This is a genomic window from Pseudomonas sp. LBUM1656 (assembly GCF_059716065.1).
The window spans coordinates 14,642-38,125 of record NZ_CP166800.1 but is presented as its reverse complement, the minus strand read 5'-3'; the positions used below and the strand labels follow the sequence as shown (position 1 = coordinate 38,125).

The window sequence follows — 23,484 nt, the reverse complement described above, 5'->3', positions numbered from 1 at the left end:
CAAGCCCGCTCCCACATTTGAAACGCATTCCACTGTGGGAGCGGGCTTGCTCGCGAAGACGGCCTTGAAGCTGAATACATCTTACTGACTGACCCCACCGCCAGACGTTCAAGGCGAATGCGTGATGTCAGCCATATCGTCGACCGCCAGTGCACCGGTGTCCGACGTTTCCAACACCACATAAGCGCTGCTGCAGAACAGCGAATTCAAGCGCTTCATGTCGGCGATCAACTCCAGGTGCAGTGAACTGGTCTCGATACTCTGCACGATCTTACGTTGCAACCGGCTGACGTGAGCATGGGCCAGGCGGCGTTCCTGTGCGCGAAAGCGACGTTTCTCACGCAGTAACTGCCGGGCACTTTCCTTGTCGGCACTGAGAAATACCGACAACCCGAGACGCAGGTTGGAGATCAACTGGCTGTGCAACCCGGCCAATTCTTCCAGGCCCACCTCGGAAAAAGACCGGCGCTGCGAGGTTTTCTGCTGCTGCACCTTTCGCAGCATGCGTTCGATCAGGTCACTGGCGAGCTTGAGGTTGATCGCCAATTCGATGATTTCCGCCCAGCGCCGACTGTCTTGATCGCTCAGGTCTTCCCGGGGCATTTGCGCCAGGTAGAGCTTGATCGCGCTGTAAAGCGCTTCGACATCATCGGTCAGCTTGCGCATTTCCTGGGTGATGGCGGATTGTTTGCCGCGCAGCACGTCGAGCATCGCTTCGAGCATGTTGTCGATCAGGTCGCCCATGCGCAGGGTTTCTCGCACGGCGTTGGCCAGTGCCAGGCTGGGGGTGACCAGCGCTGTCAGGTCAAGGTGTCGGGGTTTCGCCATGCCGTTGAGCTCCGGCCGCTCCGGCAGCAGCCACGCGCAGAGCCTGGCCATCGGGCCAACGCTGGGCAACAGGATCAGGCAGCGTGCGGTGTTGTAGAGCAGGTGGAAGCCGATGACCATTTCCTGAGGGCTGAAGTCGAGGCTGTCGATCCAGTGCACCAACGGGTCCAGCACCGGAATGATCAGCAGCAGGCCGATCAGTTTGTACAGCAGGCTGCCAAGCGCCACTTGGCGCCCGGCGGCGTTTTGCATGCTGGTGCTGAGGAAAGCGAGGACGCCGCTGCCGATGTTGGCACCGATCACCAGGCCGATGGCCACCGGCAGACTGATCACGCCAGCGCCAGCCAGGGTCGCGGTCAGCAGGACGGCGGCCAGGCTGGAGTAGGAAATCATCGCGAACAGCGCGCCGACCAGGGCGTCGAGCAGGATGTCCCCGGTCAGTGAGGCGAAAATCACCTTCACGCCCTGCGCCTGGGTAATCGGCGCGGCGGACTCGACGATCAGTTGCAGCGCCAGAATGATCAGCCCGAGGCCGATGCTGACGCGGCCCATCTGGCCCAGTCGGGTCTGCTTGCGGGACAGGAAGAAAATCACCCCGAGAAAGATCAGCAGCGGCGACAGCCAAGACAAATCGAGCGTCAGCACCCGCGCCATCAGCGCGGTCCCGACATCCGCGCCGAGCATGGTCGCGAGAGCGGGAGTCAACGCCATCAGGCCCTGACCGACGAAAGAGGTGACAAGCATGGCGGTGGCGTTGCTGCTCTGGACCATCGCGGTGACGACGATCCCCGCAATGAACGCCAGCCAGCGCTTGGACATGTTCTGGCCGATCACATGGCGCAGATTGGAACCGTAGACCCGCAGGATGCCGGTTCGGACGATGTGCGTGCCCCAGATCAACAAGGCCACGGCAGATAACAAATTGAGCAGGGTGAGCATGCAGGCCCCCTGTGGTGGTAGCGCCCCAAAGGGGCAAATTGACGGTGCCGCGCGACGTTCTACGTTCTGTACTTAAGCTGTAGTTGGCTAACGGTCTGGGCGCCAGCATCGCATAGCTAAAGAAGTGATTGAAACAAAACTGTCATGAAAACAGGTTCATGCAGAAGAAGGGGCCCGAAGGTCTCAGTCCCTCAATTGAAAAAGTGCGCGAACCTAACCCTGTGGCGAGGGAGCTTGCTCCCGCTGGGCTGCGCAGCAGCCTCGTCTGAAGCGACTCTTCATTCGCTGTAGTAATCCGAACCTACACTGACATCGATCAGATACTTCGCCGTTTTCGGGTCACGCTCATCACAGCGGGCGTAGCATTTGACGTTAAGCGCAAGACTGTACTTGTGAGGTATAAGGAGCATCACAATAACAACCTGATCGAACAATTTACTTTGAAGCGAATTTCTTTCAGTTTCATTTGTTGTTACCAGCCAAGCATGATCACTGGTGTCTCGCGGTGTCCAACCTGCTTCTTTCAACATGCTCTGCATTTTTTCTAGAAGGGGCATGAGCTCCTCAAATGCTAAAGTCTCTAGCATTGGAGATGTGGTAAGGGTTGCAACTTTGCTCTTGTTGTACGTCACTGCACCAAATTTGGTTGGTGGCAAGGTGAAGCCATGCTCGGGATCATCAAACCGGATTACAACAGGGCTGCTGATCCAGGTTGAACTTGGATGAGGTGGATCTTTAACGTCGTTAGGATCCCCAGGATAAATTGCCGTGTTGCCATGAACAGGGAATGTCGAGTCTCGTGCGACTTCTCTGTATGACTTCCCGATATAAACGTTCAAAAAATCAACTGGGTAGTGAAAGGAAGTCAGACAAATGAACAGCATAAAAAATGCTGCCCTTTGCAAAAAACGACGCCGCCTTCTGGAGCGACTCTTCATTCGCTGGAGTAATCCGAACCGACACTGACATCAATAAGATACTTCGCTGTTTTCGGGTCGCGCTCATCACAGCGAGCGTAGCATTTGACGTTTAGCGCAAGACCATATTTGTGCGGGACCAGAAGCATCACAACAACAACTTGGTCGAATAACAGGTTCTGCAAAGCATTTCTCTCGACCTCGTCACTTAACCCCAACCACGCGTGGTGTTCATTATCCCGCGGGACCCATCCAGAACTTTTTAACATCTCCTGCAACTGGATAATTAAGGGCGTTAACTGATCGTAGGGTAAAGCTTCTAACATCGGAGAAGTGGTAAGAGTCGATACTTTTTCCTTACTGTAACCCACCGCGCCAAACTTAGTTTGCGGTAAGGTGAAGCCGTGCTGCGGGTCATCAAAATGGACAACCACTGGACTGCTGATCCACGTCGAGTCTACTTCAGGCGGCTCACTTGGATATATTGCAGTTTTAGCTTTTACTGGAAACGTTGAGTCTCGCACTACATCTTCATAGGGTTTTCCTACACGAACGGAAATCGTATCTACGGCTTTCAAATCGCGAACGACATAAATAATCAAGAATATGGATATTAGAGTCAGAAGGCTCCAAACCAGCTTACGCATCACTTTACTCCTCCGCCGCTAGCAATTTCCGAAATAGATGTCTTTAGTTGAGCATGGGCAGTTGGATTTTTTAACAAGGTGTCAAATTGTGTTGCCGCTCGTAATACGAACTCCATTCGCTGATCCTTGTCCGCTAAATCCGCGATGGGGTTACGGCTAAAAGCGACTTTCCGACCATCTGGAACTTTACATTGACTAGCAAGAGTTAACTGTATTTCCTCCGGCAGCCCCGAAAACAAACCAGTAACAACCGACACCACGTCACCCGCTTGAGTCCCTCGCATTAATAGCGCGAAATGTTCTACGTCATACATTGCAGGTTGAAGGATATTTAACTGCTCATGACGAGCCATCACTCTGACGCTGCCGCTAACATCGCCCTTATCAATAGAGGCGAAAGTTTCGAAAATCTCCAAACGGGCAGTACCAAAGTCAACTTTATCCGCAATAGGCCAGAGCACTTCACTACGCAGGCTGCTGCGGTCAGGTAAACACTTCTCCATTTCTTTAAATCCACGCACCATAAAAAAACGGTGCAGTGGGTAAACATCCAAGAACAGAGCAGTGTTTCCAAGCGCCAGCATTTGGTGAACGTATTTCAATTCTTCTTGGAGCAATGCAATTGCATCACCAGAGAGTGGGTCACTCGTAAGGGGGACCGAATTCTGCTGCTTTGCCTGGTTCCATTTTTTCCAAAGCTCAGGGTCCGAACGCCATTTGTTGACCACCATACGTTCATACAAATCCTTGGGCTGGCTATCTTTGAGCGTCCGGTAAGCCTTTTTTTCGGCTTCAATTCGTTGCTCCAACGTAGCGGCATGCAACAACCCACACCCCACCTGCTTCGAAGCAAACGCCGCCAACCCCGCCCACTGAAACCGGTTATCCGCCAGCCACAACTGTGCATAGGCTGCGTTGATCTTGCGGTTACGAGCTTGCGGGTCGGCAATCAACACGCCGCCCGGTGCGACCCATTCTTCGGCTTCTTTCTGAAACCTGCGCCACAGGCAGTTACAGGTCAGCAACGGCACTTCGACGCGGGTTTTCGGGTTGGGGCCGCCCTTGGTGGTTTCGCGCTTGCAGGCGGGGAGTTCGCAGGTGCTGTCCCAGAGTTTTTTCATGTCCAGGTCGTCTGGCGCGATGCATTGTCCGGTCATTTCATTCTTCCTTGAGGCGTCAGACAGTCCAGCGGACTACGGCGAGGTCGGGCTGTAGGGTAGCGACGCTTTGGGTCATGCCCTCAGCGTTGGTCTGGCCTTTGACGATGCGGCCTTCGGCGGTTTCGATTTCGTAGTCCTGCTGGGCAATCGGCTCGCCATCGCCGGCGCTGACAGCTTTGAATTCGACCAAGGGCTGACCAATGATCGGCAGGGGCGGAATGAATGGCGTGGGGGTATGAGAGCTGCCGATGATGACGTCACCGGAGCCGCCAATTACCACACCGCCATGGCTGGTGGTGCTATCAAGCGTCATGGCGTTCAGACCGTTGATGAACACGGTTGAAGAGAATCCGCCGTTCAAGACCTGACCGCAGGTGCATGTGTCGCTGACCCGAGCGGCCGCAAGGCCGTTGAAAAACACATCGGGAGACCCGCTGGCAATCGGGTTGGTGCCGTGGCCGGGAAGGGGACAGGTGGTCGGGTCCGTGAGACGTGCAGCCGGTTTTCCAGACATATGCATTCCTTGGCTTTGTCGTTTGAAGCGAGCGGGGGACGCTAACCACCAGAGCTCGGTGCGTCAACCTTTGAACAAACCTTCGTGAAGAATTCGCAATCGAGTGGTGAATAACCGCGATCCGCCAGGCTAATCACAGAGCAAAAAAAGTGGGAGCGGGCTTGCTCGCGAAAGCGGTGTATCAGGCAACATTGATGTCGACTGACACTCCGTCTTCGCGAGCAAGCCCGCTCCCACAGGTTTATGCGCAGACTCGGGTTATTGCCCCGGAATGTCCTTGCGCAGTTTCACCGGATCTTGCTGTTTGCGTTTTTTCGCAATCGCGGTGCGCATCTTGATGTTGATCGCTTCCACCGCCAGCGAGAACGCCATGGCGAAGTAGACGTAGCCTTTTGGCACGTGAACGTCGAAGGATTCAGCAATCAGCACGGTACCGACGATCAGCAGGAACGACAGCGCCAGCATTTTCAGCGACGGGTGCTTGTCGATGAACGCACTGATGGTGCCGGAAGCCAGCATCATCACCAGCACCGCAACGATGATCGCCGCGACCATGACCGGTACGTGGGAGACCATGCCGACAGCGGTAATCACCGAGTCCAGCGAGAACACGATGTCGATGATCGCGATCTGGATGATGGTGTAGAGGAAGTTGCCGCCCTTGCCACCTGGCTCCTCATTGGTTTCGTCTTCACCTTCCAGCGCGTGGTACATCTCTTGCGAGCTCTTCCACAACAGGAACAGGCCACCGAAGAACAGGATCAGGTCTCGCCCGGAAATGCCTTGGCCGAACATTTCGAACAAGTCGTTGGTAAGGCGCATGACCCAGGTGATCGACAGCAGCAACAGGATCCGCGTGACCATGGCCAGCGCCAGGCCGAAGATCCGGGTGCGCTGCTGCATGTGCTTGGGCATGCGGCTGACCAGGATCGAAATCATGATGATGTTATCGATACCCAGGACGATTTCCAGGGCGGTCAGGGTAAAGAAGGCAACCCAGATTTCAGGGTTGGTCAGCCATTCCATGTGTATTCCTTTGAGCGAGTGTTAAACCAGAACGGGCCCGGACTTCAAACAGCGAAGCCTGGACCCGTTGTGGTGAGTCTTGGGCTTATAGAGTGCTGAACAGCGGAAAGATCCCCATCAGCAATGCTGCAACCAGTATGCACATGCACACCAACACTGCCCATTTCAGGGTAAAGCGCTGATGGTCACCAAAATCGATACCGGCCAGGGCCACCAACAAGTAGGTCGATGGTACCAGCGGGCTCAACAGGTGGACGGGCTGACCGACGATCGAGGCACGTGCCATTTCAACCGCGGTTATACCGTAATGACTGGCTGCTTCGGCAAGTACTGGTAACACGCCGTAATAAAATGCGTCGTTCGACATGAAGAACGTGAACGGCATGCTCACCAGCGCAGTGATGACGGCCAGGTACGGGCCGAGGAAATCAGGGATCACCGCCAACAGGCTTTTCGACATGGCATCGACCATGCCGGTGCCCGACAGGATACCGGTGAAGATGCCCGCCGCGAAGATCAAACCGACCACCGCCAGCACGCTGCCGGCGTGAGCCGCGACGCGATCCTTCTGCTGTTGCAGGCAAGGATAGTTGACGATCATGGCAATACTGAACGCCACCATGAACAGCACCGGCAGCGGCAACAGTCCGGCAATCAGGGTGCACATCAGGCCCAGGGTCAGGGCGCCGTTGAACCAGATCAGTTTTGGACGACGGGCATCCGGGAACTGCGAGACGCTGATTTCGCTGTGGTCGACTTCATCGCCCACCAGGTGCAATTCACCCAGACGCGCACGTTCACGTTTGCCGTAGAAGTAGGCAATCAAGAGGATTGCCACGACCCCGGCAGCCATCGCCGGAATCATTGGTACGAAAATGTCGGACGGATCCACGTGCAGCGCACTGGCCGCACGGGCCGTCGGGCCGCCCCACGGGGTCATGTTCATCACGCCACCCGCGAGGATGATCAGGCCGGCCATGATCCGCGGGCTCATGCCGATGCGGCTGTAGAGCGGCAGCATGGCGGCCACGCAGATCATATAAGTGGTCGCGCCGTCACCATCGAGGGAAACGACGAGCGCCAGTACGGCGGTGCCGACCGAAACTTTCAGCGGGTCGCCCTTGACCAGTTTGAGGATCTTGCGCACGGCCGGGTCGAACAGGCCGGAGTCGATCATCAAGGCGAAATACAGAATGGCAAACATCAACATCACGCCGGTCGGCGCCAGCTTGGTGATGCCTTCGAGCATCATCGGGCCGATCTTCGGCGCAAAACCACCGAACAGGGCGAAGACGATTGGAATGATGATCAGGGCGATCAGCGCGGACAGGCGCTTGGTCATGATCAGGAACATGAACGTGATGACCATGGCGAAGCCAAGGAAAGTCAGCATGGGAATACTCCAGGCGTAGCGCGGCTAGGGAATGGGCGAACCGGTGGGTCAGCGCAGAACGGGAAGCACGAGGCGTACGGGCGGAGTTGCAGCGAAGCGGCGGGTAGCAGAGGACATCAGGGTCACCATTGTTGTTGTTAAATGGGCTGTGCGAGCGATAAAACACTGGCATTGGCCGACCGGTCTTTTGCCGGCAGTGGGGGCGATCCTAATCGGGGAAGCTTTCAGCCAGCTTTCGCTGGTGAAAGCATTGACCGGATGGGCGACCGGTCGTCGGACTGGGGAAGGGAGGTGGATCGGGTTGAATTCTTCGCGAGCAAGCCCGCTCCCACATTGAAATGCGTTCTGCTGTGGGAGCGGGCTTGCTCGCGAAGGCGTCAGTAAATACGCATCAGGAGGTAAGGTCATGATCGACATTCACACCGGCGGCTGCCACTGCGGACACCTGCGCTATCAATTCAGCGGGCCGTTGCACGACATCGCCCACTGCCACTGCTCGATCTGCCGACGGGTCAGCGGCGGGATCGTGACGACCTGGATCACCGTGCCCGCATCGGCCTTTAAATGGCTGAAAGGAACGCCGGCGCAGTACGAATCTTCAACCACCTGCGTGCGCTATTTCTGCCCGACTTGTGGGGCACAACTGGCGCTGACCACGCACCTCAGCCCCGCAAGCATCGACGTGACCATCGCCACCCTCGATTACCCGGAGCAGGCCCCGGCCGAGCGGCATATCTGGACTGACAGCCGTTTACCCTGGCTGCACCTGGACGAGCACTTGCCGAGTGAAGCCGAAGAAAACCTCTGATCAAAAAATAGACAGATCCAGCGGCCGGACCGCACCCATCCAGATAGCGTGCTCGGTGTGGTCCAGCAAATCATCGCCGGTGTCCGGGTGCAGGAACACCACCAAACCCTTGCGGTTGAGCGCCAGCCACGGCAGCACGTCACCGATCAGCTCCGGCCCGAACGCCAATTGGCAACTCCAGTCCGGGTGCGGCCCCACCGGGCGTTCGTGCACGCGGCCCATTTTCAGCGGGAACACTTGCGCCGCTTGCTCACACAGCGCTCGCGCCTGATCAATGTTGCTGGCGTCGAAATAGACATGAGCGTGGTAACCCTTGATCTGTTGCATCTGATTCCCTCAAAAACCCAGTCGAACCCTCACCGATTCCTACAGGTCACACGCCATATAGAACAAGGAATCCCAGCATGAAAAATGCCGAAACCCCGGTGGTGAAGGTGGTGCTTTATGGTGCCATGAGTAGCCTGGGCAGTGCGCTGATGGCTGAAATGCTGCGGCGCCAACATGAAGTGATCGCGATTCTGGACGACCTGACGGCGCTCCCACCGCGCCCGGGTTTGCGCACCAAGGCCGGCGATCTGTTCGAGGCCGAACGGGTCAAGCAAAGCGTAGCGGGCAGTTCGGCGGTGATTTGCCTGCTGGACGCACCGGGGCTGCCGTTCAACAGCGAACATGTGGAAAAAACCATCGTGCCAGGCCCGGTCGAGCAGGTGCTGGCGGTGGATGCGCTGATCGAGGGCATGCAGGCGGCGGGCATTGCACGACTGTTCCTGGTAGGGAATTTCGACGAACTCGACGAAACAGAGGTTGAAGTGCTGGATCACCTTCAGCGGCATGCCGCCGAGGAAATCCTGGATGCGCTGCAAAGCAGTGCCTTGCACTGGACCTTGGTGAATGCGCCTCGCGGCGTACCGGGGCTGACGATCGAACATTTCAGCCATATCAGCAGCAGCCTTGAGCCAGGCCTGGCCGAACCGCTTGGACGGTTGAACCGCGTGGCGGTGGGGATTGCCGATGAGCTGCAGCTTAATCTTCACGTACGTGAGCACGTGAACTTCGTTTCGACCGACCCTACACCGCGATAGACGGCAGCGGCAAACCACTCAGGGATTGGGCGCTGGTGGCCTGCTCAGCCATCAACCAATCGACAAACTGCTGGATCAATGCCCCGCGCCGTTTGCGTTGGGGCAGAACCACGTAATAGCCGAGCCTGGAAATCACCGTGTCCGCAATCGGTCGGCATAACAAACCCTGCGCCAGTAAGTTATCCACAAGGTGCCGCCAGCCAATGGCCACGCCTTGGCCGCCGATCGCTGCTTGAATCAGCAACGTGTAATTGTCGAAGCGCAATTGCCCGGGGGCCGGTGCCGACGTAATCCCCAACTCGCGAAACACGCCGCTCCAGTCGAACCAGTTACTGCTGTTTTCACCGCGCAGGTGCAGCAGAGGGAATTCCAGCAATGACTGGGCCGGCAAGGGCAGGGGACGGTCCTTCAACAACAACGGGCTGCACACCGGAAACACCTCTTCGCTGAACAGCCAGTGGCTTTCACCCTGTTTAAAGCGGCCATCTCCAAACAGCACCGCCACGTCGATATCGGTGCGCAACATGTTGTGATTGCGCTCGCTGGTGACCAGGCTGACGTCGACTTGGGGATTGGCTTTATGAAAGCGGTGCAGTCGTGGCATCAGCCAATACGCGGCGAAGGCGAAATCCGTGGCTACCTGCAACACTTCATGTTGATGCTGTGCGCTGATTGCGCTCAATCCCGCATCGATATTCTGCAAACCGAGCTGAACTTGTTCAAAAAGAATGGTCCCGGCTTCCGTCAATTCGATGCCACGGTAGATGCGATCAAACAGCCGTGCCGCGAGCTGTTCTTCCAGCCGTTTTATCTGCTGGCTGACGGCGGGTTGGGTAGTGCCGAGTTCAACCGCCGCCGCGGTAAAGCTGCGATGACGCGCCGCCGCTTCAAATGCTCGCAGTAGATCCAGCGACAGGTTTCCAAGGGCGTCATACATAAGCGGGGCTTATCCTAGTCATTGCCGTGGCTGGGCTTTACCACAAAGTGCATGGACTCCATGCTCGATCGCAGCACTCTCGCATAAATATTCACTATGGAATGCCGCGATCACATGAAGCGCAAGAATATTCTTTTCATCATGGCCGATCAGATGGCCGCGCCAATGTTGCCGTTCTACGGTCCTTCGCCCATCAAACTGCCTAATCTGAGCCGCCTCGCCGCCGAAGGCGTGGTGTTCGACGCCGCTTATTGCAACAGCCCACTGTGCGCGCCGTCGCGTTTCACCCTGGTCAGCGGTCAGTTGCCGAGCAAGATCGGCGCCTACGACAATGCGGCCGATTTCCCAGCCGATGTACCGACTTATGCCCACTACCTGCGTCGACTCGGCTACCGCACCGCGCTGTCGGGCAAGATGCATTTCTGTGGTCCGGATCAGCTCCACGGCTATGAAGAACGCCTGACCAGCGACATCTACCCGGCCGATTACGGCTGGTCAGTGAACTGGGATGAGCCAGATGTACGCCCGACCTGGTTCCACAACATGTCCTCGGTGCTGCAGGCCGGGCCATGCGTGCGCACCAATCAGCTGGATTTCGACGAAGAGGTGGTGTTCAAGGCCCAGCAGTACCTGTTCGATCACATTCGCGAGGATGGCGAACAGCCGTTCTGCCTGACCGTTTCGATGACTCACCCACACGACCCGTACACCATTCCCAAGACTTTCTGGGACATGTACGACGATGCCGACATCCCGTTGCCTACAACACCGGCACAGGCCGAACTCGATCCGCACTCCCAGCGTTTGCTCAAGGTGTATGACCTGTGGGACAAGCCACTGCCTGTGGATAAGATTCGCGATGCGCGTCGCGCGTATTTTGGAGCGTGCAGCTATATCGACAGCAACGTCGGCAAACTCCTGCAAACACTCGAAGATACCGGGCTGATCGACGACACCATCATCGTCTTCTCCGGCGACCACGGCGACATGCTCGGCGAGCGTGGCCTCTGGTACAAAATGCACTGGTTCGAAATGGCTGCACGCGTACCGTTGTTGATCAGCGCGCCGGGGCAATTTGGTGCTGGCCGGGTCAGTGCTGCCGTTTCCACCGCTGACCTGCTGCCAACCTTCGTTGAATTGGCCGGCGGCTCATTGGAGCCGGGCCTGCCGCTGGACGGTCGCTCGCTGGTCTCGCACCTGCAAGGGCAGGGCGGTCACGACGAAGTCTTCGGTGAATACATGGCCGAAGGCACCATCAGTCCTTTGATGATGATCCGCCGCGGCGCCTACAAATTCATCTACAGCGAAGACGACCCTTGCCTACTCTTCGATGTACACAATGATCCGCGCGAGCAGGAAGAACTCAGCCAATCGCCTCAACATCGGCCATTGTTCGAGGAATTTCTGGCTGAAGCCCGGGCCAAATGGGACATACCGGCGATACACCAAGAGGTGCTCGCGAGCCAGCGTCGTCGGCGTTTTGTCGCCGAGGCGCTGACCATCGGCAAGCTGAAGAGCTGGGATCACCAGCCGCTGGTGGACGCCAGTCAGCAGTACATGCGCAATCACATCGACCTCGACGATCTGGAACGCAAAGCACGTTATCCACAACCCTGCCAAAACCAATAATCTTAAGGGGAAGTCCATGCAAAAGTTATCCACAGTACTGACGGTCGGGCTACTGGCTCTGGGCAGTGCGTCGGCGTTTGCCGATCAGAGCTGCGACACGGTGAAAATGGCCGACCCTGGCTGGAGCGACATCGCCGCGACCAACGCCATTACCGGGTTTCTGCTGGACGGCATGGGCTACAAGGCCAAGGTCGACACCCTCGCGGTGCCGATCACCTTTGGCGGGTTGAAGGATGGCCAGGTCGACGTGTTCCTGGGTAACTGGATGCCGGCGCAGCAGGGCTTCTACGACAAGTTCGTCGCCACCGGCGATGTCACGCAACTGGCGAAGAACCTCGACGGCACCGAATTCACCCTGGCAGTCCCGGATTACGTGTGGGACGCGGGTGTGCATAACTTTGCCGACCTGAACAAATACGCCGACAAGTTCGACAAGAAAATCTACGGTATCGGCTCGGGCGCCCCGGCGAACATCTCGCTGCAAGAGATCATCAAAAAGAACGACTTCGACATGGGCCAGTGGAAACTGGTCGAGTCCAGCGAGCAGGCCATGCTGGCCGAAGTGTCCCGCGCCGTGAAGAAACAGAAGTTCGTGACCTTCCTCGGCTGGACACCGCACCCGATGAACGTGCAGTTGAAAATGCATTACCTGAAGGGCGGCGAGAAGTACTTCGGCGACACCGGCAGCGTTTATACACTGACCCGCAAAGGTTATGCACAGGCCTGCCCGAACGTCGGCAAGCTGCTCACCAACCTGAGTTTCACTCAGGAGATGGAGAACAGCATCATGGCCGAGGTGGTGAACAAGAAAGTCAGCAATGCCGATGCGGCCAAGGCGTGGATCAAGGCCAACCCCGCCGTGCTGGATAAATGGCTGGATGGCGTGAAGACCGTGGATGGGAAGGAAGCGTTGCCGGCAGTGAAAGCGAAGCTCTAACTCCCTCCGCCGATCGTTCCCACGCTCTGCCTGGGAATGCATCCCGTGACGCTCCGCGTCACATCTTGAAGCGGACGCGGAGCGTCCATGGCGGCATTCCCACGCAGAGCGTGGGAACGATCAGTGCAGGGTCCTGATACCCTTGCGCAAAACCCAACCCGAGAGGACCCATGGCCTTCCCCAGCCGCCATTCACTCTTTCCCTTCCTTTCCTGGTTGCCCCGGCAAACCCGCGCCAGCGTCGGTCGTGACCTGATCGTTGGCCTCAGCGGCGCCATTCTTGCGCTGCCACAATCTATTGCCTACGCCCTGATCGCCGGACTCCCGCCGGAATACGGCCTGTACGCCGCGATCATCCCGGTGCTGATCGCTTGCCTCTGGGGTTCGTCGTGGCATCTGATCTGCGGTCCTACGGCGGCGATTTCCATTGTCCTGTATGCCAGCGTCAGTCCTCTGGCCGTTCCCGCGTCAGAAGACTACGTCACCCTGATCCTGCTTCTTACGCTGCTCGCCGGGATTTTCCAGTGGCTGCTAGGCTTGCTGCGCTTTGGTGCCCTGGTGAATTTCGTCTCTCACTCGGTGGTGCTGGGCTTCACCCTCGGCGCGGCGGTGGTGATTGCCATTGGCCAACTGCCGAACCTGCTGGGGTTGGACCTGCCCAACCAGTCCACCGCACTGGACAGTTTCCTGATGGTGTTCAAACACCTCGGTTTTGTGGATAAACCTTCGCTGGTACTGGGGCTGGCCACCGTCGGGGTGGGCGTGATCCTGAAATTACTGCTGCCACGCTGGCCGACGCTCTTGATCACCTTGGCGCTGAGCGGACTTTTGGTGTGGTTCTGGCCATCGATGTTCGGCCACGTGAAGTTGGTCAGCGCGTTTGTCGGGCGGCTGCCGCCCTTCAGTCCGCTGCCGCTGGACCTGGATCTGATCCTGCGCCTGCTGCCCAGCGCCGTGGCGGTGGGGATGCTCGGACTGGTGACGAGTCTGTCGATTGCCCGTTCCTTGTCGGCACGCTCCCAGCAATTGCTCGACGCCAATCAGGAAGTCCGCGCCCAGGGTTTTTCGAACATGGTCGGGGCGTTTTTTTCCGGATCACTTTCAGCCGGTTCCTTCACCCGTTCCGGCCTGAGCTACGAGGCGGGTGCCTGCTCACCGTTGGCCGGGGTGTTTTCAGCGTTGTGGGTGGCGCTGTTCGCCATCTTCGGCGCGGCGTTGATCGCGCACATTCCGATCCCGGCCATGGCGGGCAGCATTCTGTTGATCGCCTGGGGATTGGTGGACCATCGGGGCATTCGCGCGCTGTTGCGGGTCAGCCGCGCCGAGTTCCTGGTCATGGTGCTGACCTGTGTCGCCACGCTGTTGCTGGAGTTGCAGACCGCAATCTATGCCGGGGTCCTGGCTTCGCTGTTCTTCTACCTCAAGCGTACTTCGCAACCGCGGGTGCAGCATTGGCGCGAAGGCGATGAAGATATTCTGCGGGTCGGAGGTTCGATCTTTTTCGGCGCCAGCCATTACCTGCAAGTGCGCCTGCAACGGATGCACGGCGCGCGCGTAGTGATCGAGGCGCAGCAGATCAACTTTATCGACTATTCAGGGGTGGAAATGCTGCATCAGGAAGCGCGGCGGCTGCTCAAGCAGGACCGCAGCCTGACCTTGCGCCGCGCACGGCCGCAGGTGGTGGAAGAGTTGAGGAAGCTTGAAGGGGCGGAGAAATGCCCGATCCGGTTTGAGGATTGATCCGACATCGGTGTCGTTCGCCATCGCGGGCAAGCCCGCTCCCACAGGTTTTCGGTGATCCTTGTGGGAGCGGGCTTGCCCGCGATGCTTTTAGAGGGCTAGCTGGCGGCGGAGTTCGGCCAATACCGGCGCCGTATCCGGGCGCACACCACGCCACAGAAAGAACGCTTCCGCCGCTTGTTCAGCGAGCATCCCCAGGCCGTCCATCGACACCGCAGCGCCATGTTCACTGGCCCAACGGCAGAAAGAGGTCGGCTCCTTGCCGTACATCATGTCGTAGCACACCGTTTTGCCCGGCTCGATCAGGCTACTGGCAATCGGCGGTACATCGCCCGACAAACTCGCGGATGTGGCGTTGATGATCAGGTCCACCGATTCCCGCAACCAGTCGAAACCGCTGGCCGACACGGGCCCAAGGTCCGCGAACAACTCCGCCAACAACTCGGCTTTCTCCACCGTGCGGTTGGCGATGATCACCGATTCCGGCAACTCGGCCAGCAACGGTTCCAGAGCACCACGGACCGCGCCGCCAGCGCCGAGCAGCAGGATGCGTTTGCCCTTGAGGCTGAAACCGGCGTTGACCGTCAGGTCCCGCACCAGCCCGGCGCCGTCGGTGTTGTCGCCCAGCAAACTGCCATCGGCGAGTTTGTTCAGGGTATTGACCGCGCCGGCCCGCTGCGCACGCTTCGTCAGACTGTCGGCCAGGCGATAGGCCTCTTCCTTGAACGGCACCGTCACATTCGCCCCGCGACCTTCGAGGAAAAACGCCTTGGCGAAGTCAGAAAAGTCGTCAAGCGGCGCCAACGAGGTGCTGTAGTCCAGTTGCTGAGCGGACTGCTCGGCGAACAAGCGATGGATCAGCGGCGATTTACTGTGGCCAATCGGGTTACCGAACACGACATAACGATCCATCAGGATTCCTCTCAGGCCTTGGCCAACCAATCGCGGTCTTGCAGGAAGTATTCGGTCAAGCGGGCTTCTTCGCTGCCCGGCTCGGCCTTCCAGTCGTAGCCCCAGCGGACTTGCGGTGGCAGGGACATGAGGATCGACTCGGTACGCCCACCGGATTGCAGACCGAACAACGTGCCGCGGTCGTAAACCAGGTTGAACTCGACGTAGCGGCCACGGCGAAATTCCTGGAACTCACGCTGTTTGGCGGTGAACGCATCGTTCTTGCGGCGCTGTACGATCGGCAGGTACGCCTCGATGTAGGCGTCACCGATGGCGCGCATGAAAGCGAAGCTGGTGTCGAAGTCCCATTCGTTCAAGTCATCGAAAAACAGACCGCCGATGCCCCGCGGTTCGTGGCGATGCTTGATGTGGAAGTAGCTGTCGCACCAGGCCTTGTAACGCGGATAGACGTCCGGGCCGAACGGCGCGCAGGCCTGCTCGGCGACGCGGTGCCAGTGCACACAGTCTTCTTCATTGCCGTAATAAGGCGTCAGGTCGAAACCGCCGCCGAACCACCAGACCGGTTCTTCGCCTTCTTTTTCAGCGATGAAAAAGCGCACATTGGCGTGGGAGGTCGGCACCTGCGGGTTGTGCGGATGAATCACCAGCGACACGCCCAGGGCTTCGAAACCACGACCGGCCAATTCAGGTCGGTGGGCGCTGGCGGACGGTGGGAGACCGCTGCCAAACACGTGGGAAAAGTTGACGCCGCCCTTTTCGATCAATGCGCCGTTTTCGATCACTCGCGTGCGACCGCCACCGCCGGCAGGCCGGGTCCAGGCGTCTTCGACGAATTGCGTGCCACCGTCTTCGGCTTCCAGAGCAGAGCAAATACGGTCTTGCAGGTCGAGCAGATAGGCTTTTACGGCCTTGGTGCGGGTCGTCATGTCATCACCTTGAATCGGGCAAAGCTGCGCGGCGTTTGACGGCCGGCGGCAAATTGCTGCGTAGGATAACACTGCACCTTGCACCGCCGCAGTTGACGAAGATCAAGCTTAGGAGTCCGATAGGGAGCTTCGCAAAATGACCTAAGGAGAGTTCTGATGGCAAAGCGTATCCAGTTCAGCGCCCATGGCGGCCCCGAAGTGCTTGAGTATGTCGACTATCAACCCGCTGAGCCCGGCCCGCAGCAGGTTCGAGTGACCAACAAGGCCATCGGACTCAACTTCATCGACACCTACTACCGCAGCGGTCTCTACCCGCCGCCTGCCCTGCCATCGGGCGTGGGGGCGGAAGGTGCGGGCGTGGTCGAGGCAGTCGGCAGCGAAGTGACCCGGTTCAAGGTCGGTGATCGCGTGGCGTACGGCAGTGGACCGTTGGGCGCCTACAGTGACGTTCACGTTTTGCCGGAAGCCAATCTGGTGCATTTGCCGGACGCGATCAGTTTCGAACAGGCCGCCGGGGTGATGCTCAAGGGCCTGACCGTGCAGTACCTACTGCGTCAGACGTATGAACTCAAGGGGGGCGAAACCATTCTGTTCCATGCCGCTGCGGGCGGTGTCGGTTCCCTGGCCTGCCAGTGGGCCAAGGCCTTGGGCGTGAAGTTGATCGGTACGGTCAGCTCACCGGAGAAAGCCGCGCTGGCCATGGCCAACGGTGCCTGGGCGACCATCGACTACAGCCACGAAAATGTCGCACAACGCGTACTGGAATTGACTGACGGCAAAAAAGTCCCGGTGGTGTACGACGGCGTCGGCAAGGACACCTGGCTGACGTCGCTCGACAGCGTGGCTCCACGGGGCCTGGTGGTGAGCTTCGGCAATGCTTCCGGGGCAGTCGATGGGGTAAACCTGGGGATATTGTCGGCGAAGGGATCGCTATACGTGACCAGGCCGACGCTCGCGACTTATGCAAATAATGCAGAAAATCTGCAGCGTATGGCGGATGAGCTGTTTGAGATGATCATCAGCGGCAAGCTTACGGTCGATATCAGCCAGAAGTATCCATTGGCTGAAGCGGCGAAGGCGCAGACCGAGTTGTCGGCGCGGCGTACCACTGGCTCGACGGTGTTATTGCCTTAAAATTATAGGATTTGTAAGGGCCTCTTCGCGGGCAAGCCCGCTCCCACAGGACTTCGGTCGTTCACATGATTTGTATACGACTCGGACCTGTGGGAGCGGGCTTGCTCGCGAATGGCCGCACTGCGGTCTTAATCCGGGCGAATGACATTCCCGGTCGCAAGATCGCGAATCACGCTCGGATTCTTGCGCCCGCCCAGATTACCGCCGAGGATAAAATCCACCTGCCCACGGAAATACTGCTCGACTCGAATCCGCGTCCGCGCCGCCGGCCGGCCCTGAGGGTTAGCCGAGGTCGAAACCAACGGCCCCACCCTCGCACACAAATCCCGCACCTGCGGGTGATCGCTAACGCGCAGCGCCACCGTTTCATGTTTACCGGTAATCCACAGGGGCAACAAATTCTGATGCGGCACCAGCCAGGTGTTCGGCCCCGGCCAAGTGCTGGCCATGCGGTCCATCCACAGTTCCGGGAAGTCTTCAAACAGGAAGTCGAACTGACGGATATTGTCGGCCACCAGAATCAGGCCCTTTTCCATCGACCGGCCTTTGATCATCAGCAGACGAGAAACCGCAGCTTCGTCCCACGGATCGCAACCCAGGCCCCAGACCGCTTCGGTTGGATAGGCAATCACCGCCCCTGAGCGAACGGCTTGTGCGGCTTGTTGCACACGCCAATTGTTGACCATGAAAAACTCTCCGGAATAAGGCTCTGCGCAGTTTACCGATCTTCCTTATAAAACCTAGCTCACCCGCGCAAACCAGCGCCCGCTTTCGCACACGGCATGGCCATCCATTTCAAGTTCCGTCAGCGCTGCCAGGACTTTGGACAAGGCCCAGCCACTGCTGACCGACAACGCTTCGCTGGTGTGGGGCGCGGCGTGCAGCAAGATGAGCAGGGGATGAGTGGGTGCTTGCAGCGCCTCTGTGGATAACGGCAGCCGTTGCCAACCGCGCAAGGCTTCGAGGATATGCTCGATGGTTTCCACCAGCATTGCGCCGTCGCGGATCAACTGATGACAGCCCTTGGCCCCTGGGTGATGGATCGACCCAGGAATCGCGTACACCTCGCGCCCCTGTTCCGCCGCCAGCCTCGCCGTGATCAATGAGCCGCTGGCGACGCTCGCCTCGACCACCAACACACCGAGGGATAAACCGCTGATGATCCGGTTGCGCCGAGGGAAGTTGCCGGCGCTGGGGCCGGCGTCCAGCGGGAACTCGGAAAGCACCGCGCTGCCCGACGCGATCATGGCATCGGCCAGCCGCCGATTGCGCTGTGGATAAAACTTTTCAAGTCCCGTGCCAAGTACCCCGACCGTTCGCCCGCCGACGTCCAGCGCGGCTTGATGCGCAGCGGCATCAATGCCCAGCGCCAGACCGCTGGTAATGACGAAACCGGCGCTGGCCAGGCTGCGCGAAAACGCAGCCGCGGTGTCCATGCCCGGTCGCGAAGCACGACGACTGCCGACCATCGCCAATTGCGGTTTTTCCAGGATCCCCGGATCACCTGCCACAAATAACAGCGGCGGCGCATCACTGATTTCCGCCAGCAGCGCCGGGTACTCAGGTTGGTCCCACATCAGTAAATGCTGGCCCGGACGCTCTAGCCAGGCCAATGCGTGGCTCGCGCCATCGCGCACTTCACTGGCGCGACGAGCCTCGGCGCACGCCAGCGGCAAGCCCAGCGAACGCCAGGCGCTGGCGGGCGCGCTGATGGCTTTGGACGCCGAGCCAAAGGCTTCGAGCAATTTTTTGAAACGCGCCGGGCCGAGTTCCGGCAAGCGATGCAGACGTAGACGAGCTTCCAGTTCCGCAGGGGAAACCGGTGTGACGGCAGACAGCGACATGGATCATCCTTGATCGTTATGAGCCCCGTTCAAACGGGAATAAGCTGTGGATAACTCTGTTGGTAACTTGTGGAGCAGGCTTAAGGATTTCGCACCTTGTCCATCACCGCCAGCGAGCGCGATGCGTTGAGGACCAACCCGTAACTGAGCTTGTCGTAGGTACGGAAAACCATCAGCAAACCGGCACGCTCATCGGGAATTTTCAGCGGTTGACCGGTGATCCGGTCACGCACGGTTTCACCGGTTTTCATCACCACCAACACGTTGCCTTCCGCCAGGCCATCGCGCTGGCCCTTGTTCAGCGTGACCACATCCAGCGCGCCAATCTGGGTGACCCCGCGCGGCACATCAATGATCAGGCCATTGATCTGGGTTTTTGGCGCACTGGGCATGAAGGTCGAGTTGATTGAACGCTCTTCACCGCTGAACAACCGGTCGCCGAGACGCACTTCCTGAGTCGTGCGTTGCAGTGCCAAGGTGGCAACGTCGCCTTCGGTGGCCACAATCTCGCCACCGCCGATGTCATCGGCGTTGATCCCCAGAAACTCCTTGCTCTCGGGATCGGTGTAGACCTTGCCCTGACGGAAGATGCCGTACACCGGCTGGTTCGGGTCGAAATGGCCACGGGCGAAGATTCGGTCACCAGTGCCGCTGAGTACGCGTTCGGCATCGCCGGCAACGATGTAAGGCGCCTTGTCGAAGTCCTCGACCTTGTCGACGATGCGGTTGCTCAGCAGAAAGCTGTTGATCGATTGCAGCGGAATGCTCGGGATCGCATCGGCCACCGGCGAGCTGCGCACCCGTGGCGAGAGCTTGATGGTGCCGCGCGAAGCGCCCCGATTGAGGGTCAGGCGCGGTTGGCCGTTGACGTAGACCAGCGACAGCGAATCGCCGGGGTAGATGAGATTGGGGTTTTCAATCTGTGGATTGGCTTGCCACAACTCCGGCCACTTCCACGGCTCCCGGAGGAATTTTCCCGAAATGTCCCAGAGTGTGTCACCCGCCACCACTGTGTATTGCTGTGGAAAACCTTCCTTGAGTTGCACTTGCCCGTGCGCCAAACCGGCCGAGGCCAGAAGGAGCAAGGCGAGTAGTGATTTCCTCATGCGGTGAATCCCTTTATTATGTGCGTTCGCGTGAAACGCCAGAGCCCTCGTGGCTCGCTCCTCGTTTCTGAAAAGAAAAGGGAGCTACGCTTCACAACGGTAGCCGGCATCTTCGGACCCGCCAGGCCATCGCCCGACTTTACCTCACACGTGCAGCAATTAAGCTTATGGCCATTTTAGACATCCTCGAATTTCCCGACTCGCGCCTGCGCACTATCGCCAAACCTGTGGCCGTAGTGGACGACGAAGTGCGTCAGTTGGTCGATGACATGTTTGAAACAATGTATGAAGCGCCAGGCATCGGCCTCGCCGCGACCCAGGTCAACGTGCACAAACGTATCGTCGTGATGGACCTCTCCGAAGACCGCAGCGAACCACGGGTGTTCATCAACCCCGAGTTCGAATCGCTGACCGACGAGATGGAGCAATACCAGGAAGGCTGCCTCTCGGTGCCGGGCTTCTACGAAAACGTCGATCGCCCGCAGAAGGTCAAGGTCAAGGCACTGGACCGCGACGGCAAGCCTTACGAACTGATCGCCGAAGGCCTGCTCGCCGTGTGCATCCAGCACGAATGCGACCACCTCAATGGCAAATTGTTCGTCGACTACCTGTCCAACCTCAAACGTGACCGAATCAAGAAGAAACTGGAAAAGCTCCATCGCCAGAACGCTTGATGCCCTTCTTTCAAAGGCTTGCTGCGGCAAGCCTTTTTCTTTTCAGAGATTGCTCCCATGACTGAGCCACTGCGCATCGTCTTTGCCGGCACCCCGGAATTCGCCGCCGAACACCTCAAGGCCCTGCTCGCCAGCCCTTACGAGATCGTCGCGGTTTACACCCAGCCGGACCGACCGGCGGGCCGTGGGCAAAAGCTGATGCCGAGCCCGGTCAAGCAACTCGCATTGGAAAACAACATCCCGGTGTTGCAGCCGCCTACCCTGCGCAACGAAGACGCTCAGGCTGAACTGGCCGCACTCAAGCCGGATTTGCTGGTAGTGGTCGCCTATGGCTTGATCCTACCGCAAGCGGTGCTGGATATTCCGCGCCTGGGTTGCATCAACAGCCACGCCTCGTTGCTGCCACGCTGGCGCGGTGCGGCGCCGATCCAGCGTGCCGTTGAGGCGGGCGACAGCGAAAGCGGCGTGACCGTAATGCGCATGGAGCTTGGCCTCGACACCGGGCCGATGCTGCTGAAAGTCACCACACCGATCACCGCTGAAGACACCGGCGGCAGCCTCCACGACCGTCTCGCCGAAATGGGCCCACCGGCCGTGATTCAGGCGATTGCCGGCCTCGCCGCCGGAACACTGGAAGGTGAAGTGCAGGACGACAGCCTCGCCACTTATGCTCACAAATTGAACAAAGACGAAGCGCGTATCGACTGGAGCCGTCCGGCAATTGAGCTGGAACGCCTGGTCCGCGCCTTCAACCCGTGGCCGATCACCCACAGCACGCTGAACGGCGAAGCGCTGAAAGTGCTGGCCGCGAGCCTTGCCGAAGGGCAGGGCGCACCGGGGCAAATCCTCAGCGCCAGCAAGGACGGTTTGATCGTCGCTTGCGGTGAGCAGGCCCTGTGCCTGACACGCCTGCAACTGCCCGGCGGCAAGGCGTTGAACTTCAGCGACGTGTTCAACAGCCGTCGTGAGAAATTCGCCGTCGGCACCGTGCTCGGTCAAGCGGCGGACGCTCAATGAATCCACGTCTGGCCGCCGCCAAGGCACTCGCTGCTGTTCTTAACGGAAAAGCCTCACTCAACAGTTCTCTGCCGACACAAATGGACAAGGTTGAAGACCGCGATCGCGGCTTTACTCAGGACCTGGCGTTTGGCACCGCGCGCTGGCAGCCGCGTTTGTCGGCACTGGCGGCCAAGTTGCTGCAGAAGCCTTTCAAGGCAGCGGACGCCGATGTCGAGGCGCTGCTGCTGGTAGGCCTCTACCAACTGCTTTACACCCGCGTCCCTGCCCACGCCGCCATCGGTGAAACCGTCGGCTGTGCGGACAAGCTGAAAAAGCCCTGGGCCAAGGCCTTGCTCAACGCCGTGTTGCGCCGCGCCCAGCGTGAAAGCGAAGCGCTGCTGGCCGAACTGGAACACGACCCGGTGGTGCGCACCGCGCATCCGCGCTGGCTGCAAAAATCCCTCAAGGCATTCTGGCCTGAGCAATGGGAAGCCATTTGTGTGGCGAACAACGCGCATCCGCCGATGATTCTGCGGGTCAACCGTCGTCATCACACCCGTGATGCTTATCTCGGGTTGCTGACTGAGGCCGGTATCGGCGCCACGCCATGCGTTTACAGTCAGGACGGCATCATCCTCGAAGCGCCGGCCGACGTGCGCAGCCTGCCGGGTTTCGCCGAAGGCTGGATCAGCGTGCAGGACGAAGCGGCGCAACTGGCCGCCGACCTGCTCAACCTGGCGCCGGGCCAACGGGTGCTGGACGCCTGCTGCGCACCGGGCGGCAAGACCTGCCACATCCTCGAAGCCGAGCCTGCACTGGCGGGCGTCGTGGCGGTGGATCTGGAAGCCAAGCGCCTGGTGCGGGTGCGCGAAAACCTCGCACGCCTGGGCCTGAGCGCCGAACTGATTGCCGCCGACGGCCGCGACACCGCGACCTGGTGGGACGGCAAACCGTTCCAGCGCATCCTGCTTGATGCGCCGTGTTCGGCCACGGGCGTGATCCGTCGTCACCCGGACATCAAACTGACTCGCCAACCCGACGACATCGCCGCGCTCGCGGTGCTTCAGGGCGAATTGCTCGATGCCATGTGGATCACTTTGGAGGTCGGCGGCATCCTGCTTTACGCCACCTGCTCCACGCTGCCGACCGAGAACACCGAAGTCATCGAAGCCTTCCTCGCTCGCACACCGGGTGCGCGTGAGCTGGACCTCGCCACGGCGGCGGGTATCAAGCAACCTCACGGTCGCCAGTTGCTGGCCCAGGAAGGCGGCCACGACGGGTTCTACTACGCCAAGCTGATCAAGATCGCCGCCGCGCGCGGTTAACCGGTTTT

At 59.1% G+C, this 23,484-nt stretch carries 23 protein-coding genes; 9 read left to right on the top strand and 14 right to left on the bottom strand.

Annotated elements, in window-relative coordinates; all coding sequences use genetic code 11:
• Positions 1–108: 108 nt before the first annotated feature.
• From ACA072_RS00180 to ACA072_RS00150, 7 genes are all read right to left on the bottom strand, one after another.
• On the bottom strand, positions 109–1,767 hold the full coding sequence (locus ACA072_RS00180) for a Na/Pi cotransporter family protein (RefSeq protein WP_497449589.1): 1,659 nt from the start codon (positions 1,765–1,767) through the stop codon (positions 109–111).
• A gap of 278 nt (positions 1,768–2,045) precedes the next feature.
• Positions 2,046–2,705, bottom strand: coding sequence for a hypothetical protein (locus ACA072_RS00175; RefSeq protein WP_497622317.1), 660 nt, complete (start codon positions 2,703–2,705; stop codon positions 2,046–2,048).
• Positions 2,702–3,331, bottom strand: a complete 630-nt coding sequence (locus ACA072_RS00170; protein WP_497622315.1) for a hypothetical protein — start codon at positions 3,329–3,331, stop codon at positions 2,702–2,704. The genes ACA072_RS00175 and ACA072_RS00170 overlap by 4 nt, the downstream gene beginning before the upstream one ends.
• On the bottom strand, positions 3,331–4,488 hold the full coding sequence (locus tag ACA072_RS00165; protein WP_497622313.1) for a DUF2515 family protein: 1,158 nt from the start codon (positions 4,486–4,488) through the stop codon (positions 3,331–3,333). Before ACA072_RS00165 ends, ACA072_RS00170 begins: the two co-directional genes overlap by 1 nt.
• A gap of 19 nt (positions 4,489–4,507) precedes the next feature.
• Positions 4,508–5,011 (bottom strand): PAAR domain-containing protein, encoded by a 504-nt coding sequence (locus ACA072_RS00160; RefSeq protein ID WP_497622311.1) that lies wholly within the window; start codon positions 5,009–5,011, stop codon positions 4,508–4,510.
• 252 nt (positions 5,012–5,263) lie between these two features.
• Entirely contained in the window at positions 5,264–6,031 is a 768-nt protein-coding gene (locus tag ACA072_RS00155; protein ID WP_497622309.1) for a TerC family protein, read from the bottom strand.
• Between the two features lie 85 nt (positions 6,032–6,116).
• Entirely contained in the window at positions 6,117–7,424 is a 1,308-nt protein-coding gene (locus ACA072_RS00150; protein WP_497306722.1) for a CitMHS family transporter, read from the bottom strand.
• A 406-nt stretch (positions 7,425–7,830) separates the two neighbouring features.
• Here ACA072_RS00150 and ACA072_RS00145 point away from each other — a divergent pair, with 406 nt between their 5' ends.
• The gene (locus ACA072_RS00145) at positions 7,831–8,232 is read left to right on the top strand and encodes a GFA family protein (RefSeq protein ID WP_497622307.1); all 402 of its coding nucleotides are present in this window, start codon (positions 7,831–7,833) and stop codon (positions 8,230–8,232) included.
• Here ACA072_RS00145 and ACA072_RS00140 read toward each other — a convergent pair whose 3' ends face one another.
• Positions 8,233–8,559: a DOPA 4,5-dioxygenase family protein gene (locus ACA072_RS00140; protein WP_497622305.1), complete on the bottom strand. Its 327-nt coding sequence runs from the start codon at positions 8,557–8,559 to the stop codon at positions 8,233–8,235. It abuts the gene before it with no gap.
• A gap of 77 nt (positions 8,560–8,636) precedes the next feature.
• Here ACA072_RS00140 and ACA072_RS00135 point away from each other — a divergent pair, with 77 nt between their 5' ends.
• Positions 8,637–9,314 carry an NAD(P)-dependent oxidoreductase gene (locus ACA072_RS00135; protein ID WP_497622303.1) on the top strand — a complete coding sequence of 226 codons (678 nt, stop codon included), beginning with the start codon at positions 8,637–8,639 and terminating at the stop codon, positions 9,312–9,314.
• Here ACA072_RS00135 and ACA072_RS00130 read toward each other — a convergent pair.
• Positions 9,301–10,251, bottom strand: coding sequence for a choline sulfate utilization transcriptional regulator (locus tag ACA072_RS00130; RefSeq protein WP_497622301.1), 951 nt, complete (start codon positions 10,249–10,251; stop codon positions 9,301–9,303). The genes ACA072_RS00135 and ACA072_RS00130 overlap by 14 nt on opposite strands.
• A 114-nt stretch (positions 10,252–10,365) precedes the next feature.
• On the opposite strand from ACA072_RS00130, the gene betC reads away from it, so the two are divergent.
• From betC to ACA072_RS00115, 3 genes are all read left to right on the top strand, one after another.
• Positions 10,366–11,880: a choline-sulfatase gene (gene betC, locus ACA072_RS00125; RefSeq protein WP_497622299.1), complete on the top strand. Its 1,515-nt coding sequence runs from the start codon at positions 10,366–10,368 to the stop codon at positions 11,878–11,880.
• A gap of 16 nt (positions 11,881–11,896) precedes the next feature.
• Positions 11,897–12,817: a choline ABC transporter substrate-binding protein gene (choX, locus tag ACA072_RS00120; RefSeq protein WP_497622298.1), complete on the top strand. Its 921-nt coding sequence runs from the start codon at positions 11,897–11,899 to the stop codon at positions 12,815–12,817.
• 170 nt (positions 12,818–12,987) lie between these two features.
• Positions 12,988–14,556, top strand: coding sequence for a SulP family inorganic anion transporter (locus tag ACA072_RS00115; RefSeq protein ID WP_497622297.1), 1,569 nt, complete (start codon positions 12,988–12,990; stop codon positions 14,554–14,556).
• 90 nt (positions 14,557–14,646) lie between these two features.
• On the opposite strand, the gene aroE is transcribed toward ACA072_RS00115, so the two are convergent.
• Together aroE and hemF are read right to left on the bottom strand one after the other, a co-directional pair.
• A complete protein-coding gene (gene aroE / locus ACA072_RS00110) occupies positions 14,647–15,468 on the bottom strand; it encodes a shikimate dehydrogenase (protein WP_497622296.1) in 822 nt (273 codons plus the stop codon).
• A gap of 11 nt (positions 15,469–15,479) precedes the next feature.
• Positions 15,480–16,394, bottom strand: coding sequence for an oxygen-dependent coproporphyrinogen oxidase (gene hemF / locus ACA072_RS00105; protein ID WP_497622295.1), 915 nt, complete (start codon positions 16,392–16,394; stop codon positions 15,480–15,482).
• A gap of 156 nt (positions 16,395–16,550) precedes the next feature.
• Here hemF and ACA072_RS00100 point away from each other — a divergent pair, with 156 nt between their 5' ends.
• Positions 16,551–17,528: an NADPH:quinone reductase gene (locus tag ACA072_RS00100; protein WP_497622294.1), complete on the top strand. Its 978-nt coding sequence runs from the start codon at positions 16,551–16,553 to the stop codon at positions 17,526–17,528.
• 128 nt (positions 17,529–17,656) lie between these two features.
• Here ACA072_RS00100 and tsaC read toward each other — a convergent pair whose 3' ends face one another.
• The 3 genes from tsaC to ACA072_RS00085 form a co-directional block, all read right to left on the bottom strand.
• The gene (gene tsaC / locus ACA072_RS00095) at positions 17,657–18,214 is read right to left on the bottom strand and encodes an L-threonylcarbamoyladenylate synthase type 1 TsaC (protein ID WP_497622292.1); all 558 of its coding nucleotides are present in this window, start codon (positions 18,212–18,214) and stop codon (positions 17,657–17,659) included.
• Between the two features lie 54 nt (positions 18,215–18,268).
• Positions 18,269–19,372, bottom strand: a complete 1,104-nt coding sequence (gene dprA, locus ACA072_RS00090; RefSeq protein WP_497622291.1) for a DNA-processing protein DprA — start codon at positions 19,370–19,372, stop codon at positions 18,269–18,271.
• A gap of 80 nt (positions 19,373–19,452) precedes the next feature.
• The gene (locus tag ACA072_RS00085; RefSeq protein ID WP_497332161.1) at positions 19,453–20,478 is read right to left on the bottom strand and encodes a LysM peptidoglycan-binding domain-containing protein; all 1,026 of its coding nucleotides are present in this window, start codon (positions 20,476–20,478) and stop codon (positions 19,453–19,455) included.
• A 167-nt stretch (positions 20,479–20,645) separates the two neighbouring features.
• Between ACA072_RS00085 and def the strand changes: the two genes are divergently transcribed.
• From def to rsmB, 3 genes are read left to right on the top strand one after another with little or no spacing between them, the layout of a single operon-like run.
• Positions 20,646–21,152, top strand: a complete 507-nt coding sequence (gene def, locus ACA072_RS00080) for a peptide deformylase (protein WP_109627010.1) — start codon at positions 20,646–20,648, stop codon at positions 21,150–21,152.
• Between the two features lie 57 nt (positions 21,153–21,209).
• Positions 21,210–22,169: a methionyl-tRNA formyltransferase gene (gene fmt, locus ACA072_RS00075; protein WP_497622289.1), complete on the top strand. Its 960-nt coding sequence runs from the start codon at positions 21,210–21,212 to the stop codon at positions 22,167–22,169.
• Positions 22,166–23,476, top strand: a complete 1,311-nt coding sequence (rsmB, locus tag ACA072_RS00070) for a 16S rRNA (cytosine(967)-C(5))-methyltransferase RsmB (RefSeq protein WP_497622287.1) — start codon at positions 22,166–22,168, stop codon at positions 23,474–23,476. Before fmt ends, rsmB begins: the two co-directional genes overlap by 4 nt.
• Positions 23,477–23,484 lie beyond the last annotated feature (8 nt).

Bases quoted from the DNA above. Each gene is read 5' to 3' on its own strand.
- ACA072_RS00135 (WP_497622303.1), top strand. From the start codon at position 8,637: ATGAAAAATGCCGAAACCCCGGTGGTGAAGGTGGTGCTTTATGGTGCC.
- ACA072_RS00175 (WP_497622317.1), bottom strand. From the start codon at position 2,705: ATGAAGAGTCGCTCCAGAAGGCGGCGTCGTTTTTTGCAAAGGGCAGCA.
- hemF (WP_497622295.1), bottom strand. From the start codon at position 16,394: ATGACGACCCGCACCAAGGCCGTAAAAGCCTATCTGCTCGACCTGCAA.
- ACA072_RS00150 (WP_497306722.1), bottom strand. From the start codon at position 7,424: ATGCTGACTTTCCTTGGCTTCGCCATGGTCATCACGTTCATGTTCCTG.
- ACA072_RS00140 (WP_497622305.1), bottom strand. From the start codon at position 8,559: ATGCAACAGATCAAGGGTTACCACGCTCATGTCTATTTCGACGCCAGC.
- ACA072_RS00145 (WP_497622307.1), top strand. From the start codon at position 7,831: ATGATCGACATTCACACCGGCGGCTGCCACTGCGGACACCTGCGCTAT.
- ACA072_RS00130 (WP_497622301.1), bottom strand. From the start codon at position 10,251: ATGTATGACGCCCTTGGAAACCTGTCGCTGGATCTACTGCGAGCATTT.
- ACA072_RS00115 (WP_497622297.1), top strand. From the start codon at position 12,988: ATGGCCTTCCCCAGCCGCCATTCACTCTTTCCCTTCCTTTCCTGGTTG.
- tsaC (WP_497622292.1), bottom strand. From the start codon at position 18,214: ATGGTCAACAATTGGCGTGTGCAACAAGCCGCACAAGCCGTTCGCTCA.
- ACA072_RS00085 (WP_497332161.1), bottom strand. From the start codon at position 20,478: ATGAGGAAATCACTACTCGCCTTGCTCCTTCTGGCCTCGGCCGGTTTG.
- ACA072_RS00155 (WP_497622309.1), bottom strand. From the start codon at position 6,031: ATGGAATGGCTGACCAACCCTGAAATCTGGGTTGCCTTCTTTACCCTG.
- aroE (WP_497622296.1), bottom strand. From the start codon at position 15,468: ATGGATCGTTATGTCGTGTTCGGTAACCCGATTGGCCACAGTAAATCG.
- betC (WP_497622299.1), top strand. From the start codon at position 10,366: ATGAAGCGCAAGAATATTCTTTTCATCATGGCCGATCAGATGGCCGCG.
- def (WP_109627010.1), top strand. From the start codon at position 20,646: ATGGCCATTTTAGACATCCTCGAATTTCCCGACTCGCGCCTGCGCACT.
- ACA072_RS00180 (WP_497449589.1), bottom strand. From the start codon at position 1,767: ATGCTCACCCTGCTCAATTTGTTATCTGCCGTGGCCTTGTTGATCTGG.
- ACA072_RS00160 (WP_497622311.1), bottom strand. From the start codon at position 5,011: ATGCATATGTCTGGAAAACCGGCTGCACGTCTCACGGACCCGACCACC.
- ACA072_RS00165 (WP_497622313.1), bottom strand. From the start codon at position 4,488: ATGACCGGACAATGCATCGCGCCAGACGACCTGGACATGAAAAAACTC.
- choX (WP_497622298.1), top strand. From the start codon at position 11,897: ATGCAAAAGTTATCCACAGTACTGACGGTCGGGCTACTGGCTCTGGGC.
- ACA072_RS00170 (WP_497622315.1), bottom strand. From the start codon at position 3,331: ATGCGTAAGCTGGTTTGGAGCCTTCTGACTCTAATATCCATATTCTTG.
- rsmB (WP_497622287.1), top strand. From the start codon at position 22,166: ATGAATCCACGTCTGGCCGCCGCCAAGGCACTCGCTGCTGTTCTTAAC.
- ACA072_RS00100 (WP_497622294.1), top strand. From the start codon at position 16,551: ATGGCAAAGCGTATCCAGTTCAGCGCCCATGGCGGCCCCGAAGTGCTT.
- dprA (WP_497622291.1), bottom strand. From the start codon at position 19,372: ATGTCGCTGTCTGCCGTCACACCGGTTTCCCCTGCGGAACTGGAAGCT.
- fmt (WP_497622289.1), top strand. From the start codon at position 21,210: ATGACTGAGCCACTGCGCATCGTCTTTGCCGGCACCCCGGAATTCGCC.